The 21,139-nt window shown below is 40.1% G+C and carries 22 protein-coding genes; 21 read left to right on the top strand and 1 reads right to left on the bottom strand.

What is annotated here, in order from left to right; genetic code table 11:
* Positions 1 to 776: 776 nt before the first annotated feature.
* The 11 genes from rpmH to ACQKKK_RS20995 all read left to right on the top strand — a co-directional run bounded on the left by rpmH (position 777) and on the right by ACQKKK_RS20995 (position 11,168).
* A complete protein-coding gene (rpmH, locus tag ACQKKK_RS21045; protein WP_034316183.1) occupies positions 777 to 911 on the top strand; it encodes a 50S ribosomal protein L34 in 135 nt (44 codons plus the stop codon).
* A gap of 80 nt (positions 912 to 991) precedes the next feature.
* Positions 992 to 1,348 carry a ribonuclease P protein component gene (rnpA, locus tag ACQKKK_RS21040; protein WP_063234313.1) on the top strand — a complete coding sequence of 119 codons (357 nt, stop codon included), beginning with the start codon at positions 992 to 994 and terminating at the stop codon, positions 1,346 to 1,348.
* Positions 1,349 to 1,526: 178 nt separating this feature from the next.
* A complete protein-coding gene (gene spoIIIJ / locus ACQKKK_RS21035; RefSeq protein ID WP_427618815.1) occupies positions 1,527 to 2,315 on the top strand; it encodes a YidC family membrane integrase SpoIIIJ in 789 nt (262 codons plus the stop codon).
* Entirely contained in the window at positions 2,312 to 2,932 is a 621-nt protein-coding gene (gene jag, locus ACQKKK_RS21030) for an RNA-binding cell elongation regulator Jag/EloR (protein ID WP_427618813.1), read from the top strand. Before spoIIIJ ends, jag begins: the two co-directional genes overlap by 4 nt.
* A gap of 327 nt (positions 2,933 to 3,259) precedes the next feature.
* Entirely contained in the window at positions 3,260 to 4,645 is a 1,386-nt protein-coding gene (mnmE, locus tag ACQKKK_RS21025) for a tRNA uridine-5-carboxymethylaminomethyl(34) synthesis GTPase MnmE (RefSeq protein WP_427618811.1), read from the top strand.
* 21 nt (positions 4,646 to 4,666) lie between these two features.
* Positions 4,667 to 6,553 carry a tRNA uridine-5-carboxymethylaminomethyl(34) synthesis enzyme MnmG gene (gene mnmG, locus ACQKKK_RS21020; RefSeq protein ID WP_427618809.1) on the top strand — a complete coding sequence of 629 codons (1,887 nt, stop codon included), beginning with the start codon at positions 4,667 to 4,669 and terminating at the stop codon, positions 6,551 to 6,553.
* 30 nt (positions 6,554 to 6,583) lie between these two features.
* Positions 6,584 to 7,300 (top strand): 16S rRNA (guanine(527)-N(7))-methyltransferase RsmG, encoded by a 717-nt coding sequence (gene rsmG / locus ACQKKK_RS21015; RefSeq protein ID WP_427618807.1) that lies wholly within the window; start codon positions 6,584 to 6,586, stop codon positions 7,298 to 7,300.
* Positions 7,301 to 7,656: 356 nt separating this feature from the next.
* Entirely contained in the window at positions 7,657 to 8,517 is an 861-nt protein-coding gene (noc, locus tag ACQKKK_RS21010) for a nucleoid occlusion protein (RefSeq protein ID WP_427618805.1), read from the top strand.
* Positions 8,518 to 8,780: 263 nt separating this feature from the next.
* A complete protein-coding gene (locus ACQKKK_RS21005; RefSeq protein ID WP_034316249.1) occupies positions 8,781 to 9,542 on the top strand; it encodes a ParA family protein in 762 nt (253 codons plus the stop codon).
* Positions 9,535 to 10,395, top strand: a complete 861-nt coding sequence (locus tag ACQKKK_RS21000; RefSeq protein ID WP_427618804.1) for a ParB/RepB/Spo0J family partition protein — start codon at positions 9,535 to 9,537, stop codon at positions 10,393 to 10,395. The genes ACQKKK_RS21005 and ACQKKK_RS21000 overlap by 8 nt, the downstream gene beginning before the upstream one ends.
* A 71-nt stretch (positions 10,396 to 10,466) precedes the next feature.
* Positions 10,467 to 11,168, top strand: a complete 702-nt coding sequence (locus tag ACQKKK_RS20995; RefSeq protein WP_427618802.1) for a DUF554 domain-containing protein — start codon at positions 10,467 to 10,469, stop codon at positions 11,166 to 11,168.
* A 54-nt stretch (positions 11,169 to 11,222) separates the two neighbouring features.
* Here ACQKKK_RS20995 and yyaC read toward each other — a convergent pair whose 3' ends face one another.
* Positions 11,223 to 11,858, bottom strand: coding sequence for a spore protease YyaC (yyaC, locus tag ACQKKK_RS20990; protein WP_427618800.1), 636 nt, complete (start codon positions 11,856 to 11,858; stop codon positions 11,223 to 11,225).
* Positions 11,859 to 12,248: 390 nt separating this feature from the next.
* Here yyaC and ACQKKK_RS20985 point away from each other — a divergent pair, with 390 nt between their 5' ends.
* From ACQKKK_RS20985 to dnaB, 10 genes are all read left to right on the top strand, one after another.
* Positions 12,249 to 13,085, top strand: a complete 837-nt coding sequence (locus tag ACQKKK_RS20985; RefSeq protein WP_427618799.1) for a mechanosensitive ion channel family protein — start codon at positions 12,249 to 12,251, stop codon at positions 13,083 to 13,085.
* Between the two features lie 20 nt (positions 13,086 to 13,105).
* Complete coding sequence (locus ACQKKK_RS20980; RefSeq protein ID WP_427618797.1) at positions 13,106 to 13,303, top strand: DUF951 domain-containing protein; 198 nt, start codon at positions 13,106 to 13,108, stop codon at positions 13,301 to 13,303.
* A gap of 166 nt (positions 13,304 to 13,469) precedes the next feature.
* Positions 13,470 to 14,570, top strand: a complete 1,101-nt coding sequence (gene ychF, locus ACQKKK_RS20975; protein ID WP_427618795.1) for a redox-regulated ATPase YchF — start codon at positions 13,470 to 13,472, stop codon at positions 14,568 to 14,570.
* Positions 14,571 to 14,767: 197 nt separating this feature from the next.
* Positions 14,768 to 15,052, top strand: a complete 285-nt coding sequence (gene rpsF / locus ACQKKK_RS20970; RefSeq protein WP_034316153.1) for a 30S ribosomal protein S6 — start codon at positions 14,768 to 14,770, stop codon at positions 15,050 to 15,052.
* A 69-nt stretch (positions 15,053 to 15,121) separates the two neighbouring features.
* The gene (gene ssb, locus ACQKKK_RS20965) at positions 15,122 to 15,652 is read left to right on the top strand and encodes a single-stranded DNA-binding protein (RefSeq protein WP_289314145.1); all 531 of its coding nucleotides are present in this window, start codon (positions 15,122 to 15,124) and stop codon (positions 15,650 to 15,652) included.
* Between the two features lie 47 nt (positions 15,653 to 15,699).
* Entirely contained in the window at positions 15,700 to 15,939 is a 240-nt protein-coding gene (rpsR, locus tag ACQKKK_RS20960) for a 30S ribosomal protein S18 (protein ID WP_053348323.1), read from the top strand.
* 245 nt (positions 15,940 to 16,184) lie between these two features.
* Positions 16,185 to 17,132 carry a YybS family protein gene (locus ACQKKK_RS20955; RefSeq protein WP_427618794.1) on the top strand — a complete coding sequence of 316 codons (948 nt, stop codon included), beginning with the start codon at positions 16,185 to 16,187 and terminating at the stop codon, positions 17,130 to 17,132.
* A gap of 37 nt (positions 17,133 to 17,169) precedes the next feature.
* Positions 17,170 to 19,140 (top strand): DHH family phosphoesterase, encoded by a 1,971-nt coding sequence (locus ACQKKK_RS20950; RefSeq protein ID WP_427618792.1) that lies wholly within the window; start codon positions 17,170 to 17,172, stop codon positions 19,138 to 19,140.
* Positions 19,137 to 19,586, top strand: coding sequence for a 50S ribosomal protein L9 (gene rplI, locus ACQKKK_RS20945; protein WP_427618790.1), 450 nt, complete (start codon positions 19,137 to 19,139; stop codon positions 19,584 to 19,586). The genes ACQKKK_RS20950 and rplI overlap by 4 nt, the downstream gene beginning before the upstream one ends.
* A 149-nt stretch (positions 19,587 to 19,735) precedes the next feature.
* Positions 19,736 to 21,100 carry a replicative DNA helicase gene (dnaB, locus tag ACQKKK_RS20940; RefSeq protein ID WP_427618789.1) on the top strand — a complete coding sequence of 455 codons (1,365 nt, stop codon included), beginning with the start codon at positions 19,736 to 19,738 and terminating at the stop codon, positions 21,098 to 21,100.
* Positions 21,101 to 21,139 lie beyond the last annotated feature (39 nt).

Here is a 21,139-nt window from a genome sequence, read left to right as displayed (position 1 = left end):
CTAGCGCTGTACAACCTTTGTACAGACTACATCTGGTAACCAGGTGTAGGTTTGGATTTTTATTCATCAACAGGTATGTTAAGAAATATATAATAAAGAAGGAAAAAGGGTTTTCGACAATATCCACCATCTGTGGACATATTAATATACACAGGTCGGATAAACTATCCACATGTTATACACAGTCTGTGGATAACCGATACCAGTTGATAAAGTTATTCAGAGTGAAAACACAAATATAATATCAGAAATTCAGGCGTCTTGCAATGGGTTAGAAAACTTTATCCACAACTTACCGAGCTTGTGGGAAAAACTTTTCCACAGGCTATTGTTATGTGCAAAAGTCTATGAAAAGGGTTGTGGATAGAAAAAAACATGTCGAATTTTATCCACAGACCATAATTATAGGCTCGGAATAATTTATTTTGGATGAATCAAGTTCCCCGGAAAACCGCGAAAAAACCGAATGGAACATTTTAAAGATGATTTAGATTAATTCTTATTATTTGTCGAATGCCATGTCGATCAGGAAGATACCTTGGGAATTTAATATATGTGTTCATGGAAAAATTGATGGAAATTCCCCTCTCCCCAAAAATTTCTATATCAGTTCGGAGCAAAATCATTTACAATAGGCTAGGTAGTAAAAAAAGGCCTACTGGACATTGAGCATTAAAAAGAAATATTTTTATGGATGAGGTTGACAAGTAGAAACCTCCATCTATATAATTGTAAAGACTGTCTTTAACTGTTATTCCTCAGGGAGGTGTCATATAATGAAAAGAACTTATCAACCGAATAACCGCAAACATAGTAAAGTTCACGGTTTCCGTGCACGTATGAGCACGAAAAACGGACGTAGAGTAATCGCTGCACGTCGCCGTAAGGGCAGAAAAGTATTATCTGCATAGACCACTGAAAAGTCTCAGTGGTCTTTTTTCGCAAAATAAGGGATTTACTGAGACTCAATTCATGTAATGAAGGTGTAAAAATGAAAAAAAAGTTAAGGATTAAGAAAGAGGACGAATTTCAGCTTGTGTTTAAAAAAGGTGAATCTTCTGCTAATCGGCAATTCGTTGTCTATGTCCTTGAAAAGCCAGGTCAGGATTATTTTCGGATCGGCCTTTCAGTCAGTAAAAAAATCGGCAACGCCGTTGTAAGGAACCAAATTAAAAGATACATACGGCAAGCGTTTTTGGAATTGAAAGAAGATATAGAAGAGGGTAAGGATTATATTGTGATTGCTCGAAAACCTGCGGCGGAGATGGACTTTTTCCAGGTGAAAAGCAGCTTGATCCATGTCCTGAAACGTTCTAAATCACTAAACTTTAAAATGAAAAAACAATAAAGTCCCCTTTATACCGAATATTAAGCACTCCTCGGATCATGTAGTAACTTGAAAAAGATGACATAGAAAATTCCTATTGGAACTGTGAAAATAGTGGGGATTTTTCCTTGAGATCCGCTAATGAGCAGTTCACAATTGTTTCAAAAAAAGATTGATTGAAGTTAGGAGGAAAATACGGTTGAAAAAACGAATATTACTCATTATTGGACTAGCCTCGATAATGATGCTGTTAGCTGGGTGTACGGAAATTAAAGAACCGATTACTGCGGATAGTGAAGGTTTCTGGAATTCATACATCGTCTATCCATTATCAGCCCTAATCATTTGGCTTTCTGAAACATTTGGCGAAAACTATGGTTTGGGTATCATCGGTGTCACATTAATTATTCGCTTAGCATTACTTCCACTTATGATCAAACAGGTGAAAAGCTCGAAAGCAATGCAGGCCATCCAGCCTGAGATGAAAGAACTTCAAGCAAAATACAGCTCAAAAGATGCTGCCACACAACAAAAACTACAGCAAGAAACGATGGCTTTATTTTCAAAATATAATGTGAATCCATTGGCGGGATGTTTGCCGATAGTGGTGCAAATGCCGATTTTGATCGGATTTTACCATGCCATCAGCCGTACGGAAGAAATTGCTTTACATAGTTTTCTTTGGTTTGATTTAGGTTCCCCGGATCCTTATTATATTTTACCGGTTGTTGCAGGTATTACGACTTTTATCCAGCAAAAGATGTCCATGGCTGGAATGAACTCCAATCCACAAATGGCGGCACAAATGACGATGATGCTTTACATCATGCCAATAATGATTGTTGTTTTTGCTATTAATTTCCCCGCTGCTCTTTCTCTTTACTGGGTAGTAGGTAACCTTTTTGGTATCGTTCAAACATATTTCATTAAAGGTCCAGATCTTAGAAAAGCAGCTGCGGAAAACGCGGGAGGGGCAAAGAAAAAGTGAAAAAAGTAACTGCTACAGGACAATCTGTCGAAGAAGCAGTAAATTTAGCTTTAGCTCAACTGAACAGCACTAAGGATCGCGTGGAGATTGAAATAGAAGATGAAGGCAAAAAAGGATTTTTTGGTTTATTTGGTGCAAGGAAGGCAATTGTCCATGTGACATTGCCTGCCGATCCCATTGAAGAGACACTTAAATTTTTGAAGAATGTCAGCGTGGAAATGGGAGTCAATGCAGAAATTGATGTCCAACGAAAAGGTAAGAACGTAACATTTCATTTATCAGGTGATAAAATTGCATTATTAATTGGAAAAAGGGGTCAAACACTAAACTCCCTTCAGTATTTAGCGCAGCTGGTTGCAAATCGATATTCGAAGCAGTTCTTGAATATTACTGTAGATGCAGAAGATTATCGAAATCGCCGCAATGAAACTTTAATCCAATTGGCTGGAAGAATGGCAAATAAAGCTCTGAAAACAGGTAAAGCTGTTTCACTGGAGCCAATGCCGTCCTATGAACGTAAAGTCATCCATAATGCTCTCCTGCATTATCCAAAAATAAAAACAACTTCAAGTGGGACGGAACCATATCGCCATTTAGTCATTACTCCGCTCAAATGAACCTTCTGCTTTTAAGCAGGGGTTCTTTTTTTTAGGACATGATATCGTTGTATGTCGAATATTTTTTTATAAAGGATTAATTCAACAATAACCGACATAATTCTTTTTATTATTCTCATGATCAGTAAACGGGCGATATTTGTTATTCACATGTGGATAAGTTAAAATGAGTGTTACAGAATATGGATTCATCGCGTGTGGATAACTCTTGAAAGGAAGGAGTATCTACTTTTTTTCATGAATATACTGTGGTATTGTAGTTATTTAGGGATTCGAGATTTTATTATCAGAAAAAAATAGAAACATCAATATATAAGAGGTGAAAGCATGGAATTCGATACAATCACCGCTATCTCTACTCCCTTAGGGGAAGGGGCAATCGCCATTGTTAGAATCAGCGGTGATGAGGCCATAGAAATAGCCGACAGGATCTTTAAAGGACCAGGTGGAAAAGGATTGCTTGAAGTGAAATCACATACGATTCATTATGGCCATCTTATCCAGCCTAAAACTGGTGAAATCATAGAGGAAGTCATGGTTTCGGTTATGAAAGGTCCAAAGACATTTACAAGAGAAGATGTTGTTGAAATAAATTGTCACGGTGGAATCGTTTCGGTCAATCGGGTATTACAGCTTATTCTCTCACAAGGTGCTCGTTTGGCAGAACCAGGTGAATTTACGAAACGGGCTTTTTTAAATGGAAGGATCGATCTTTCTCAAGCAGAGGCCGTTATGGATTTAATCCGGGCTAAAACGGATAAAGCCATGAATGTGGCATTAGGTCAAATGGAAGGCCGGCTTTCGAAATTAATCCAGAACCTACGTCAAGAAATATTACAGACCCTCGCTCAAGTCGAGGTAAACATAGATTATCCGGAATATGATGATGTCGAAGAAATGACACATCGTTTATTTTTGGAAAAAGGTAGTTATGTGAAGACTGAAATTGAGAAACTGCTTCACACGGCCCAACAAGGGAAAATCCTGCGAGATGGGCTTGCTACGGTTATCATAGGGCGCCCTAATGTCGGGAAATCTTCTTTGCTTAACAGTTTGGTTCATGAAAATAAAGCAATTGTCACTGATATTCCAGGTACAACACGTGACGTAATTGAAGAGTATGTCAATGTTCGCGGTGTACCGCTTAAACTTGTAGATACAGCAGGAATTCGCGAAACGGAAGATATCGTTGAACGAATTGGAGTTGAACGGTCCCGTGCAGTATTAAAAGAGGCAGATCTAATATTACTTGTATTGAACTATTCCGATGATTTTACAACTGAAGATGAGAAACTATTCCAGGCTGTTGAGGGAATGGATGTTATCGTTATCATCAATAAAACCGATCTTCCACAGAAAATCGATTCGGCAAAGGTTAAGGAAAAGGCGGCATCACATAAAGTCGTTTCCACTTCATTACTTGAGGATCAAGGGGTCGATGAATTGGAAGAAGCCATCGCTTCTTTATTTTTTGAGGGTTCTTTAGAAACGGGAGACCTGACCTATGTTTCGAATGCCAGGCATATAGCCTTGCTAGGACAGGCATTACAATCAATCGAAGACGCAATCGAAGCTATTGAAATGGGTACGCCAGTTGATTTGGTTCAAATTGACTTCACGAAAGCATGGGAGCTCCTTGGAGAAATCATTGGTGAAAGCGTTCAGGATAATTTGATCAACCAATTGTTCTCACAATTTTGTTTAGGAAAATAAGCGTAAAAGGAGGAAAAGGATATGCAATACGAAGCAGGTAGCTATGATGTCATTGTTATTGGTGCTGGTCATGCAGGTAGTGAAGCAGGCCTTGCAGCTGCTAGAGTCGGAGCTAAAACATTGATGATCACCATTAACTTGGATATGGTCGCCTTTATGCCATGCAATCCGTCCGTTGGTGGGCCGGCAAAAGGGATAGTTGTTAGGGAAATTGACGCTTTAGGCGGTGAAATGGGAAAAAATATCGACAAGACCCATATCCAAATGAGGATGCTGAATACGGCTAAAGGTCCTGCTGTTCGTGCTTTACGGGCACAGGCAGATAAATTTCTCTATCAGCAAGAAATGAAAAAGACGATAGAAGACCAAGAAAATTTGACATTGATTCAAGGAATGGTTGAGGAATTAATTGTTGAAAACGACGTTTGTACGGGTGTCATTACTAAAACAGGTGCGGTATATCGTGCGAAAACTGTCGTAATCACGACGGGAACATATTTACGCGGTGAAATCATTTTAGGGGAATTGAAGTATTCAAGCGGTCCTAATAATCAGCAGCCTTCCATCAGGCTTTCTGAACATCTAGAGCAGTTAGGATTCGATTTGGTCCGTTTTAAAACAGGAACACCACCGCGTGTCAATAGTTCTTCCATAGATTACAGCAAAACGGAAATTCAGCCTGGTGATGAAGTGCCACGTGCATTTTCTTATGAAACCACAAAGTTCATCACTGATCAATTGCCATGCTGGCTAACGTACACAAATGAGGGGACACATCAGCTTATTGATGAGAATCTACACCGTTCGCCAATGTATTCCGGAATGATAAAGGGAACGGGACCTCGTTATTGCCCATCGATAGAAGATAAGGTCGTTCGTTTCAATGATAAACCACGTCACCAAATCTTCCTTGAACCTGAAGGACGCAATACAAAGGAAGTGTATGTACAAGGGCTGTCCACTAGTCTGCCTGAAGATGTACAAGTGAAGATCCTTCAAACGATCCCAGGGCTCGAGAAGGCGGAAATGATGCGTGCGGGATACGCAATTGAATATGATGCGATCGTCCCTACTCAGCTATGGCCTACATTGGAAACGAAAAAGGTTAAAAACCTGTATACTGCTGGACAAATTAACGGTACGTCCGGTTATGAGGAAGCAGCTGGACAAGGGCTTATGGCCGGTATTAATGCCGGATTGAATGCAATAGGTAAGGAAGAACTGATTTTAAGCCGTTCGGATGCCTATATTGGTGTTCTCATTGATGACCTTGTAACGAAAGGCACGAATGAACCATACCGTTTGCTGACTTCACGTGCAGAATACCGTTTATTATTGCGTCATGATAATGCCGATTTACGCTTAACGGAAATTGGATTCAATATCGGAATGATCAAAGAAGAACGCTACAATCGTTTCCTTATGAAAAAAGAAGCGGTTGAAATGGAGAAGGAACGACTAAAATCAAACTTCATCAAACCGACCAAAGAGGTACAAGAAGTCATTACAGCAAGTGGCGGCAGTGAGCTGAAGGATGGAATCCGTGCCTCCGATTTATTGAAACGGCCTGAAATGGATTATTCCCATATTCAGAAGCTGGCTCCAAGTGATGTCGAACTAAGCGATGATGTGACGGAACAGGTCGAAATTCAGATCAAGTATGAAGGATATATCGAAAAATCCTTGCAGCAAGTCGATCGTCTGAAAAAAATGGAGAATAAAAAGATTCCAGAGAATATCGATTATGATGCAATTTCTGGTCTAGCAACGGAAGCACGCCAAAAATTAAAGCAGGTCCACCCGCTATCAGTAGCCCAGGCTTCAAGAATTTCCGGTGTGAATCCCGCTGATGTTTCCATTTTGCTTGTTTATTTGGAACAAGGTAAGATTGCCAGAGTATCTCAGTAATGGAAATACCCGAAAAGGATTGAAGAAAACATGAATATTGAACAGTTCCAACAAGCACTGCAGGAGAAAGGGATCGAGCTTTCTCCTCGCCAGCTTGATCAGTTTGACACTTATTATCGATTATTGGTTGAATGGAACGAAAAAATGAACTTAACAGCCATCACTAATAAAGAAGAAGTTTATCTAAAGCATTTTTATGATTCAATCAGTGCAGCCTTCTATTTCGACTTTAACAAATCTTATCGAATTTGCGATGTCGGGGCTGGAGCTGGATTTCCGAGTATTCCATTGAAGATTTGTTTCCCTGATATCCACGTATCGATTGTAGATTCTTTGAATAAGCGAATCTCTTTTTTGAATCACCTTGCTGAGTCTTTGCAATTAAAGGGAGTTTCCTTCTATCATGACCGGGCGGAAACCTTCGCTCAAAAACCGGAGCATCGCGAATCCTATAATATTGTAATGGCAAGAGCGGTAGCCAGGATGTCCGTTTTAAGTGAACTATGTTTGCCGCTTGTTAAACCAGATGGGACGTTCATTGCCATGAAAGCTGCTAGTGCACAAGATGAAATGGACACTGGGAAGAAGGCCATTTTTACATTAGGCGGAGAAATTGAAGAAATTCATCCTTTCACATTGCCAGAGGAAAATAGTGAAAGAAACATCATTACTGTAAAAAAAGTGAAGAAGACTCCTAAAAAATATCCAAGAAAACCAGGGACACCGAATAAGCAGCCTATCGAATGACCTTTATACCGATGAGGTAGGTTTCATATTTACTATAAACGATGATCTTGTTAGTTTCATTCAATACTGTATAAGCAACATGATTTTTTCGGTACAATTTCAAACGTGTGCCTTCTTTTCCAGCAGGGCTATAAGTCGGCGATTTTTCTTTTTGAATTCAGGGAAATAATCTTGGGCAAGCCGGCCGATATGTATAAAAACTGGCCGTTCATTCTTCTTTTTTGCCTAGATGACGCCAGTCGACATGTTTTTTACAGTGAAGACCATATGTATAACCATGTCGGGAAATGTATGCAGGACTTGTCCTATAAATAGAGAATATGTTATTTGGGAGTTTTAAAAGGTGGTGTAGGAAGATGAAGCATCCTTTTTCGCGGTTCTTTGGGTTTGGCGAAAAAGAAGAACAGCAACTTGAGATGGAGACACCTAGCAATAATAATGAAGAGATAAGAAAAATTTCCATTTCTGATATTGTGCCTAATCGATTTCAACCAAGGACCGTTTTTAATGACGATAAAATTGCTGAATTGGCTCAAACGATTCATACACATGGGATCATTCAGCCAATTGTAGTAAGGGCATATGGACAGGGAAAATATGAAATCATTGCAGGTGAACGTCGTTTTCGAGCCATGCAAAAGCTTGGCTGGGAATTGGCACCTGCAATAATCAAAGATTTCACCGATACAGAAACAGCTTCCGTTGCGCTGATAGAAAACCTTCAGCGAGAGGAACTTACACCGATTGAAGAAGCTTTGGCCTACGGCAAACTATTGGAGCTGCATAGTCTAACCCAAGAAGCTCTGGCACAAAGACTGGGAATAGGACAATCTACCGTGGCAAATAAGCTTCGGTTGCTTAAGCTGCCCCAGGAAGTTCAAGATGCTCTTCTTCAAAAGAAAATTACGGAACGCCATGCACGCTCGTTGATACCGTTAAAGAGTCCTGAAAAGCAGCTTAAACTGCTTTTGGAAATCATCGAAAAAGGGTTAAACGTCAAGCAGACCGAAGAGATGGTCGTCAAGCTCTTGACGGGTACTGTGCAGAAGCCGAAACCTAAACGAAAAGCGTTTAGTAAAGACATGAGGATTGCCGTGAATACTATACGCCAATCACTCAGTATGGTAACAGACAATGGAATAAATTTGGATGCAGAGGAAGAAGAATTCGAGGAGTATTATCAGTTTACGATTAAAATACCTAAGAAAAAAACTTGATTCCCTATCCTTAACCCTGCTTGGTAGTCTCCGATTACCAAGCTTTTTTTATTTTGTTGCCAAGAACTCGCATTTTACACCCTAAAAATGATTCAATTTTTCCCGGTTTTTTAATGCTGTTTAGATAAATTTCAAATTTTAAGAGAATTTCAGAAAACGATTTCTTCCAGTAACATTCATGATAAAATAGAAAGAAATAAATGGATTTACGGTAAAAGTTAATAGATATAGCGTGATGAAGATAGTTGAAAGCAGGTGAATTCGTGGGTAAGATTCTCGCCATTGCCAATCAAAAAGGCGGTGTTGGAAAAACGACAACTTCTGTCAGTCTAAGTGCCTGTCTTGCATACATAGGACAGAAAGTCTTAATGGTCGATATCGATCCGCAGGGAAATGCGACAAGCGGTGCAGGTATTGATAAAGCGGATGTGGAACAATGTATTTATGATGTATTGGTTGATGATGTCGAAGCCAGTACCGTCATCATGGAAACAAAGGTAGAAAACTTATATGCTATACCTGCGACAATTCAACTTGCAGGTGCTGAAATTGAACTTGTTCCAACCATCTCAAGGGAAGTCCGATTAAAAAGGGCATTAGAAGAGGTGCAAAGTCAATATGATTACATCGTGATTGACTGTCCTCCATCATTGGGCTTGCTTACGCTTAATGCATTAACGGCAGCAGATGCGGTTTTGATTCCTGTACAATGTGAATATTATGCATTGGAGGGCCTGAGTCAACTCTTGAATACGGTTCGTCTCGTCCAAAAGCATTTGAACCATGATTTGAAAATCGAGGGTGTTCTATTGACGATGTTGGATGCCAGGACAAATTTAGGTCTCCAGGTTATAGAAGAAGTCAAAAAATACTTTCAGGATAAAGTCTATCAAACCATCATCCCCCGCAATGTCCGTTTGAGTGAAGCACCGAGCCATGGAGAACCAATAATTATATATGATCCAAAGTCACGAGGAGCGGAGGTCTATCTAGAACTGGCAAAGGAAGTGGTATCAAATGGCTAAAGGACTTGGCAAAGGACTTAACGCACTTTTCACCAATGGGGATATCAGTAAAGATGAAATCGTGCGCGAAATCAAATTAAGGGAATTAAGGCCAAATCCTTATCAGCCCCGAAAGAGCTTCCGACTTGAAGCTATAGAAGAATTAAAGCAATCTATCATGGAACATGGGATATTACAGCCGATTATTGCCCGGAAAAGTATTAAGGGCTATGAAATCGTTGCTGGGGAGAGGCGTTATCGTGCTGCCAAGGAAGCCGGTTTAAAGACAGTTCCGGTTGTTGTGAGGGAATTGAATGAACAGCAGATGATGGAACTGGCGATTTTGGAAAACCTGCAACGGGAAGATTTAAATCCAATTGAGGAAGCTGCTGCTTATCAGACACTCCTTGAAAAATTGGATTTTACCCAGGAACAGCTTGCCAATAGATTGGGTAAAAGCCGACCCCATATCGCGAACTATGTAAGATTGCTATCTTTGCCTGAAGGGATTAGAAGTTATATCTCCGAAGGGGAAATTTCCATGGGGCATGGCCGAGCATTACTGGGTTTAAAGAAAAAGGAGATGCTTAAGCCAGTAGTGGATAAAATCCTCAAAGAAGGAATGAATGTCAGACAGCTAGAGCAATATATACATCAATTGAATAATACCGTTTCACGTGAAACCAAACCTAAGAAACAGGATAAAAAAGATATATTCATAAAGCAACGCGAGTCAAGTCTGCGTGAAAGACTGGGAACGAGCGTAACGATAAAACAAAGCAAGAAAAAAGGGAAAATAGAAATCGAATTCTTTTCAAAAGAAGATTTAGAGAGAATTTTGGACTTGATCGATCAAGAGAACCTTTCCTCTTAGATCGCCTTTATGAAAAAAAGTGGCAACAGAGGTTTAATCTATTTTTTACTGTAGAAAATTAGGTGAATAAGATGGTATTATTTGGGGCTTTGGTGAATGGCGCCTGCATTTTAATCGGTTCGATTTTAGGAAGGTTTTTGCAAAATATACCTGAAAAGATAAAAGAAACGGTCATGAGTGGAATTGGTTTAGCCGTCATGGTCTTAGGCGTGCAGATGGGGCTTAAAAGTGATAAATTCCTTATTGTCATTTTAAGTATTGTTGGAGGGGCTGTCCTTGGGGAATGGATGAATCTTGAGGCTAGGCTAAATTCCTTAGGCAATTGGATTGAACGCAGGATGAAGGCGAAAGAAGGAACTTCGATATCTCAGGGGTTTGTAACGGCTACGCTCATATTTGGCATTGGGGCGATGGCCATTATCGGTGCATTGGATAGCGGTATCCGGAATGATCATGACGTTTTGATAACAAAAGCGATCATCGATGGATTTACAGCACTGGTCCTCGCCAGTACGCTTGGCATAGGAGTACTTTTTTCGGCATTTCCGGTCATTCTTTATGAGGGCTTCATAGCGATTTTTTCAAGACAGATAAATACGCTGATCCCAACTGCTTTAATGGATTCCTTCATACTGGAAATGACGGCAACTGGGGGAGTCATGATTTTAGCAATTGGTTTGAATATTATCGGTGTCACCAAAATAAGGGTGGCTAATATGCTTCCTGGCATAATGATCACCGCCATTTTAGTTACAATCATGTATTATTTTTAAATAAAAGAAGGAAGGGGATAATCCCTTCCTTCTTTTTTTGATCAGCAAAACTGATCAAAGGGTTTTCTCTTGCTTGAATGACCATTTGAAAGGAGTGATGGAAGGTTTTACTGGATAATGATTTTGTGCTTCATAAATTCCCTCGGCGATGGTTTTGGCCATTTTTAGCACAAGATTAAGACGAGTGTTTTGCAAGACCATAAACTCCATGAAGCCACTTACATTCACGATTCCTGTTATATGGGCATTTCCAACGGAAGGAAGATCTTTATTGACCCCAGCACCTGGTTTCACTGGTCCTTCACCGATTTGAACAATACCGACGCTTTTCATCTTCCCTAAGCAAGCATCGATTCCGACTATAAATGGATTGGTATGAATCTTTTTTATTTCATTTAATTTTTCCTGCAAATTCATCGCATGTATAGGATCATCTAGAGTACCATAAACATGGAACGAAGAAGAACTGTTTTCAGCTTTTTCATTTAGCAGAGTGCCGACAAGTGGCCCGAGGGAATCGCCTGTAGAACGGTCTGTACCTATACAGACGATGACGATTGTTTGAGGCTTTCCAGTTGGTAGAAGGTTGATTAATTCTTGGGAAATTTGTTTGGATGCATCCGTATCTTCATGCAGGATGCGGCTCAATCTATTTTTATTATTATTAAATAGACTAGAATTCAGATTCATCGGCTCAACTCCTTCACTTTATTTGGTATTACAGTATACGGATAAAAAGGGAAAAATATACGGTATTTAACGTAATGGATGAGGGAAATTTTTGTAGAACTTGCAAACAGGTGCAGGGGAAATGGATGGACTTTTCTTCCTCTACCAATTGCTTTCATTTATACACTCTAGTAAAAAATCACTTGATTAACTGGAAAAAATCTTCTATTTCTTTTACCTATATACCCATATTTTTTTTGTACAGAAACCCTTATTTATTGATAAAATAGAGAAAACTTCTCCTATTCGGGTTATCTCACAGCATGAGGGGTAGAGGAATAAGCCGTTATGGGAAAGACATAGAGAAAATATAAAAGTTTTGCAGAATTTTAGATTAGCCAGGAGGAAAAGATGAATCGCATTTATGAAAACGTTACAAAAGAGGTAATGGATGAAAAATTATGGTTACTATTAGGAGAAGGAATCATTAAAATCTTCCTTGTTCTCCTGTTATCACGTATTATTATTAGAATAGGAAAGACGGTTATAAATAAATTTTTCGCGGTTCGCTTAAGAAGTCCTATTCGCGTTTCAGAGCGCAGAGAAACGACACTCATTAAGTTACTGGAAAATATTATTACTTATGTTATCAATTTCATTGCCTTGATAATGATTCTTGAAATTTTCTCATTTGATGTAAAGGCTTTGCTGGCTGGAGCTGGGATTCTTGGTTTGGCAGTTGGGTTTGGTGCCCAAAGTTTGGTCAAAGATATTATCACAGGATTCTTTGTGATTTTTGAAGATCACTTCTCGGTTGGGGACTATATTAAAATTAATACATTTGAGGGTGAAGTTCTCGAAATCGGGCTTCGTACAACAAAGATTAAAAGTAGCGCAGGAGAATTGCACCTCATACCTAATGGTAGTATTGTTCAAGTTACAAATTATTCTATATTAAATAGTAAGGCTGTTGTGGATGTATCTATACCTAATGATGGATCAGTAGAACTTGCTGAGAGGGTACTCATTCAAACTTTGAATAATATGGAAGGTAAATATGACTTCTTAGTCAAAGTACCTGAGTTTTTAGGAATTGAAGCGATAAGTCCTGATGAAGTTGTCTTACGGGTTACTGCTGAAACAAAACCGATGCATCATGTCGAAATGAGTAGAATACTAAGAAAAGAAATAAGTGCTGCGCTTGATTTAAGTGGGATTAAATCTACGTACAATGGCAGCGAGTCATAGGAATTAGGGGGCTCATGGTTATGGAAGAAAAAGAGTTTGCGCTTAAGGATATTGTAGAAATGAAAAAACCACATCCCTGTGGAATAAATAAGTGGAAAATCATTCGGATTGGTATGGATATCCGGATAAAATGTGAAGGCTGCGGTCATAGCGTAATGCTGCCTCGACGTGAATTCGCGAAGAAAATGAAAAAAGTTCTACAAAAGCATGAGGAGTGATCATGCTTTTTTTTTGAGTGAAGGCAGTCCTGCGTTTCTCATGATTTACTTGTCTTTTTAGGAAGCCAAATCTATAATTGGGAAAGGTTTAGGTAATTGGATGGTCTTTATAGAAGATCAGACTTTTTTCCATATGTACGAATTATCTTGAAGGAGTGAAATATAAATGGCTTTAACAGCTGGTATAGTAGGTTTGCCTAACGTAGGTAAATCCACTTTATTTAATGCAATTACTCAGGCAGGTGCGGAATCTGCCAACTATCCTTTCTGTACGATTGACCCAAACGTCGGGATTGTGGAAGTGCCAGATCACCGTCTGCAAAAATTGACAGAATTGGTTAAACCGAAAAAAACGGTTCCGACAGCATTTGAATTCACTGATATCGCCGGGATTGTAAAAGGAGCCAGTAAAGGAGAAGGTCTTGGAAATAAATTCCTTTCCCATATTCGTCAAGTGGATGCAATTTGTCAGGTTGTCCGTTGTTTCGCAGACGATAACATTACTCATGTTTCTGGAAAAGTAAATCCAATCGATGATATCGAAGTCATCAATCTTGAATTGATCCTGGCAGATTTGGAATCCGTTGACAAACGCATCGACCGTGTTGGAAAAATGGCCAAGCAAAAAGATAAAGGCGCAGTGGCTGAGCATGAAATTCTTGTGGCTTTAAAAGAAGCATTGGAAGATGAAAGGCCCGCCCGTTCAGTTGAATTTACCGAAGAACAGCAAAAAATGGTGAAGGGCATGCACTTGCTTACGGCGAAGCCGACTCTTTATGTGGCGAATGTAAGCGAAGATGAAGTGGCTAATGCTGACGATAATGAATATGTTCAGCAAGTTCGTGAATATGCTGCGAAGGAAAATGCAGAAGTAATCGTAATTTGTGCCAAAATCGAAGAAGAAATTGCAGAGCTTGAAGGTGAAGAAAAGGAAATGTTCCTATCTGAACTTGGCATCGAAGAGTCTGGTCTTGACCAGTTGATCCGTGCTTCATATAATCTGCTCGGATTGGCAACATACTTTACAGCTGGTGTACAGGAAGTGCGTGCATGGACATTCCGAAAAGGGATGAAAGCCCCTCAATGTGCAGGTGTCATTCATACGGACTTCGAACGTGGTTTCATCCGTGCCGAAATCGTTTCTTATACCGATTTGCTTGAAGCGGGTAGTCATAGTGCTGCAAAAGAAGCAGGAAAAGTTCGACTAGAAGGAAAAGAATACATCGTTAACGATGGCGATGTAATTCATTTCCGTTTCAACGTTTAAGTGTTAAAAAGGACCCTACATTTCCCATATGTAGGGTCCTTTTTGGGCCTTTAATCATTAGATTTCAATTAATTGTAATAAGTCGAGCCGTTCGTTGCAAAGCCTCTTTAACTATGCTATAATTTTATCTTGTGAGTAATTATAAATAATTGCTCCTTGCCCAATTGGGCCGCTTAGACCAAAAGGAGGTGACAGTGATGAGAAAATACGAAATTATGTATATCATCCGTCCAAACATTGAGGAAGAAGCTAAAAAAGCTTTAGTTGAACGTTTCAACACAATCCTTTCTGATAATGGTGCGGAAGTAGAAGCAAAAGAATGGGGTAAACGCCGTCTTGCATACGAAATCAATGATTTCCGTGATGGTTACTACATGCTTCTTAAAGTTAACGCTGAAAGTGCTGCGATTCAAGAATTCGATCGTCTTGCTAAAATCAGTGAAGACATTATTCGCCACATGGCTACTAGAGAAGAAGTCTAATCCAATATTTAATATAAATTCTAAACTTGTTTCACGTGAAACAAGTTTGAAACCTAGGGGTTGATTCTGATGATGAATCGCGTAGTTTTGGTAGGACGCTTAACTAAAGATCCTGAATTACGATATACACCTAATGGAGTTCCTGTAGCTACCTTTACTTTAGCTGTGAACCGTAGTTTTACGAATCAGCAGGGTGAACGTGAAGCGGATTTCATTAACTGTGTAGTTTGGCGTAAACCGGCAGAAAATGTAGCTAACTTCTTGAAAAAGGGCAGTTTAGCTGGCGTGGATGGACGTGTCCAAACACGTAATTATGAAGGACAAGACGGCAAACGCGTATATGTGACGGAGATTCTGGCTGAGAGCGTTCAATTCCTTGAACCACGAAGCAGTTCAGCGGGTGAAAGAAATGAAGGCGGTTCTTACGGTGGAGGTCAAAAAAGTTATGGTAACAATAATAACGGAAATGACAACAATTCGTATGGACAAAATCCTAATCAGAATCAACGGAGCAATAACAACTACACTCGTGTAGATGATGATCCATTTGCAAATGACGGTAAAACAATCGACATTTCAGATGACGATCTTCCATTTTAAACAGCCGTTTAAAATGAAAATTTAAAAAGCAGGGAGGGAAATTTATTATGGCAATGGGTGGACGTAAAGGACGCGGTAAGCGTAAAAAGGTTTGTTATTTCACATCTAACGGAATCACTAAAATTGATTACAAAGATACAGATCTTCTTAAAAAATTCGTCTCAGAACGCGGTAAAATTTTACCACGTCGTGTAACTGGCACAAGCGCTAAATATCAACGTAAATTAACGATTGCTATTAAACGCTCACGTACTATGGCATTACTTCCATATGTATCTGGTGAATAATAATGAATTGGCACATTGAGGAGTTATCCTTAATGTGCCTTTTTTATAAGTTAATTTCTTATGCCTGAAAACCGCTGAATTGCGGTTTTTTTATTTATAAAAGGAATTTAAATGGGTGTTTTCCTTACAAAAAATAATCATATCCTAAAAAAGAATGTGATGTTTGAAATATCCTAGCCGTAACGGATACAATATAAAGATGAAGATAAGACATTAATTTTAAATAATAACGGGGGGTGAAAAATATGAATAACGGGAGACGAGTTGCGGAGGGCGGAGCCCTTTTAGCACTATATAGCATTTTACTGTTCATTACCATCTATGTCCCACTATTGAGTATAGTCACATTTTTCTTTTTGCCCGTCCCCTTCATTCTGTTCGCAATCAAGCAAAAGCTTTCATGGAGCATGGGTTACCTTTTCATCGCTTCGCTATTGTCGATCCTCATCGGGACGATATTGTCTGTTCCGCTTACCTTACTTATGGGAGCAACGGGAATTGCGATCGGCTATTGCTTGAAGAAGGATAAACCGATGGCAACTGCGTTCATAAGTGCAGTCCTTGTGTTCTTGGGAGGCGCCATCATAATATATGCAGCCTCCGTGTTGATAACGAATGTGAATTACATAGAAATGGCGTTGAACATGCTTAAGCAATCCGTTGAGAATCCGGTTAATATCATGGGTTCTCTTGAGCAGGCACAGACGGAAAAAATCAAAACGCGGATGAATGATTTCATCGATATGTTTTACACATTGCTGCCAAGTCTGTTCGTCTTGATGTCCGTCATGATGGTATTAGTGATTTTCCTGGCTGCACATCCCATTGTGAAGAGGTTCAGCCACAAGACGTTAAAATGGCCTCATTTTCGAGATCTTCGACTTCCGAAAAGCCTTTTATGGTATTATTTAATTACGATGCTTCTTGCTCTTTTTGTGAATACGGACAAGAACAGTTTTGTATATATGGCCATAACGAACCTATTTTTCATCTTGCAGTTCTTCATTTTATTACAAGGGTATTCTCTGATATTTTATATCGCTCATGTGAAGTCATGGGCTAAAGCCATACCTGTTTTAATCGTGGTGTTTTCTTTACTGTTGCCGATTCCGATTATTATAACGGCCGTACGATTTTTAGGTATAATAGATTTAGGATTTCCTTTTAGGGAGACAATCAAGAAAAAGGAATAGACTTTTTGTAAAACAGATGCTTTTAGGAGCTGAAACTATGCCATCTTATTTGAAAGAATACTCGATTAAGTCCCCAGTGTATGGGATGCTGGCCGCGGGCGTGTTACTTTTGGGCGTACTGGCTTATTATAATTGGGTTATTGCACTTGTTGGATTATTGCTTCTTGCTGGTTTATTTTATTTAACATTAAGAATGGTAGAAAAAAGGCAACGTAAGACAGAAGAGTATATAACGACTTTATCTTACCGTTTAAAAAAGGTCGGTGAGGAAGCGTTATTGGAAATGCCAATTGGGATCATGCTCTTTAATGAGGATTATTACATTGAATGGACCAATCCATTCCTGGCTTCTTGTTTTAGTGAAGACTCCTTGGCAGGAAGATCGCTCTACGATGTTGCGGACTCGATCGTTCCGTTAATCAAGCAAGAGATCGAGACAGAGACACTTACGCTCCACGATCGGAAATTCAAAGTGGTCCATAAGCGAGATGAAAAGCTTCTTTACTTTTTTGATGTGACGGAGCAAGTGGAAATCGAGAAACTATATGAAGATGAGCGAACGGCAATTGCGATCATTCTCCTTGATAACTATGATGATTTGACACAGGGGATGGATGATCAGCGTAAAAGCAGCATTAATAGCTTGGTTACCTCACTTCTTGATAAATGGGCAAGGGATAATGGCGTTTTCTTTAAACGGGTTTCCTCGGAGCGATTCATCGCTGTCTTTAATGAGCATATCCTTCAGCAACTTGAGAAGGGGAAATTCTCGATTTTGGATGAAATCAGGGAAACGACGGCCAAGCAAAATGTACCATTGACCTTGAGCATCGGGGTCGGCTCGGCAGTGTCATCCTTACCGGAACTAGGTACGCTCGCACAGTCCAGCTTGGATCTCGCTTTAGGACGTGGCGGTGACCAGGTAGCCATAAAGCAAGCGAATGGAAAAGTGAAATTCTATGGCGGTAAAACCAATCCGATGGAAAAACGCACGAGGGTCCGTGCACGCGTGATTTCCCATGCATTGAAGGATATAGTCCTTGATAGTGATAAAGTCATTGTCATGGGCCATAAAAACCCGGATATGGACGCAATCGGTTCAGCCATCGGCATTTTGAAAGTTGCCCAAATGAATGAACGTGAGGGCTATATTGTTATTAACACCCAGCAGCTTGATAGCAGTGTACTTCGTTTAATGGAGGAAATCAAAAATAAAGAAGAGCTGTATGCCCGGTTTATAACTCCTGATGATGCATTTGAAATGGTTACGGATGAGACATTGCTGGTTGTGGTCGATACACATAAACCTTCTATGGTAATTGAAGAGCGGTTATTGAATAGGATCGATAAGGTTGTAGTCATCGATCATCATCGCCGGGGTGAGGAGTTCATCAAAAACTCATTGCTTGTCTATATGGAGCCATATGCGTCTTCAACAGCAGAACTTGTGACCGAACTGCTTGAATATCAGCCGAAACGCAGTAAGATTGATATGCTGGAATCAACGGCGCTACTTGCAGGTATCATTGTCGATACGAAAAGCTTCACTTTAAGAACAGGTTCACGTACTTTCGATGCAGCCTCTTATCTTAGGGCACATGGAGCTGATACGGTACTTGTCCAGAAGTTCTTAAAAGAAGACGTTGACACCTATATTAAACGGTCGAAGCTCATTGAAGAAGTTATCTTTTATAAAAAGGGAATTGCCATTGCCTCGGCAAAAACCGATCAGGTCCACAATCAGGTGCTCATTGCCCAGGCTGCGGACACCCTATTGACCATGGATGGCGTTGTTGCTTCCTTTGTAATGGCTAAGCGATCTGATGATACAGTAGGCATAAGTGCGCGTTCTCTTGGTGATATCAATGTACAGGTGATCATGGAAATGTTGAATGGAGGCGGACATTTAACAAATGCCGCTACTCAACAGGCATGCTCCATTGATGAAGCAGAAAGTCGATTAAAAACAGCTATAGATGAATATTTAGAAGGGGGACAAAAAGAATGAAAGTAATATTTCTAAAAGACGTTAAAGGTAAAGGGAAAAAAGGGGAAGTTAAAAATGTTGCAGATGGATATGCACATAATTTCCTGATTAAACAAGGATTGGCCGTTGAAGCAAATAATACAAATGTAAAAACTTTGGAAGCACAAAAGAACAAAGAAGAATCACTTGCTGCGGAAGAGCTGCAGCATGCTGAAGAATTGAAAGTGCAATTGGAGAAATTAACGGTTGAACTATCTGCCAAAGCCGGTGAGGGCGGGCGTTTATTCGGTTCCATCACGACTAAACAAATTGCATCAGAGCTTCAGAAAAAACATGGTATCAAGATCGATAAACGCAAAATGGAACTTGCTGACGGTATCCGTTCTTTAGGGCATACCAAGCTCCCAGTCAAGCTTCACCCTGAAGTAACTGCGACACTGACTGTGCATGTTAAAGAAATTAACTAATTTTAGTTGTTTCATATCTGTGAAAAATTGATAAAATAGAGATAGACGAAAAAATGTGATTGGGCATGTTGTCCTTTCACTTTTTTCTTTTTAACTAGAAACGTATAAAAAAGCAAAAGGTATCCTCTTAGAATGGGAGGTTTTAAGATATGATAGAACAATTTCAGGATAGGGTTCCCCCTCAAAATATAGAAGCTGAACAAGCTGTACTAGGTGCCATTTTTCTTGAGCCCTCTTCACTGACCGTTACATCGGAAGTTTTGATTCCGGAGGATTTTTACAGAAGCTCTCATCAAAAAATCTTTAATGTGATGATTAAATTGAACGACGAAGGTAAAGCTGTCGATTTGATTACGGTGACAGAGGAACTGGCTGCGGCAAAAAACCTTGAAGAGGTTGGCGGAGTTTCTTATTTGAGTGAATTGGCCGGATCGGTCCCTACCGCGGCCAATATTGAATATTATGCCCGCATCGTCGAGGAGAAGTCATTGCTTCGTCGTTTGATCAGGACAGCGACTAATATCGCTCAGGAAGGCTACAGTCGCGAGGACGAGGTCGAGGAGCTGCTCGGGGAAGCAGAAAAAACGATCATGGAAGTGGCCCAGCGTAAGAATTCCGGGGCATTCCAAAATATTAAGGATGTATTGGTCCGGACTTACGATAACATAGAAGTATTGACAACCCGTAAAGGGGATGTCACGGGAATACCGACCGGATTTGCTGAACTGGATCGAATGACAGCGGGTTTCCAACGTAATGATCTCATCATAGTCGGGGCCCGTCCTTCAGTGGGTAAGACCGCATTTGCATTGAATATCGCTCAAAATGTTGCGACCAAAACGGAAGAGAATGTAGCGATTTTCAGTCTTGAGATGGGTGCAGAGCAGCTCGTTATGCGTATGCTCTGTGCTGAAGGAAATATCAACGCCCAGAATTTACGGACAGGTTCCTTAACGGATGAGGATTGGCGCAAACTGACGATGGCGATGGGAAGCTTGTCCAATGCCGGCATTTATATCGATGATACACCAGGTGTGCGGATTGGTGAAATCCGTTCAAAATGCCGTCGTTTGAAGCAGGAACATGGCCTTGGAATGATACTGATCGATTACCTGCAGTTGATTCAAGGCGATGGTCGTTCCGGCGATAATCGTCAGCAAGAGGTATCTGAGATTTCTCGTTCACTTAAAGCGCTAGCCCGTGAACTTGAAGTGCCGGTCATCGCCCTTTCCCAGCTATCGCGGGGAGTGGAGCAGCGCCAGGATAAGCGCCCGATGATGTCTGATATCCGGGAATCAGGAAGTATTGAGCAAGATGCTGATATCGTGGCATTCTTATATCGTGATGATTATTATGATAAAGAATCCGAGAATAAAAATATCATTGAAATCATTATTGCGAAACAGCGTAATGGCCCAGTTGGAACGGTTTCGCTTGCATTCGTAAAAGAATACAATAAATTCGTTAACCTCGAACGTCGATTCGATGATGATTCGATGTCTCCCGGGGCATAAAGAACAGCCTGCCATTCATGTAATGGCGGGTTGTTTTTA

This window comes from Peribacillus sp. NPDC006672 (genome assembly GCF_050274955.1).
GTDB lineage: Bacteria > Bacillota > Bacilli > Bacillales > DSM-1321 > Peribacillus.
This window is presented reverse-complemented; position numbering and strand designations above follow the sequence as displayed.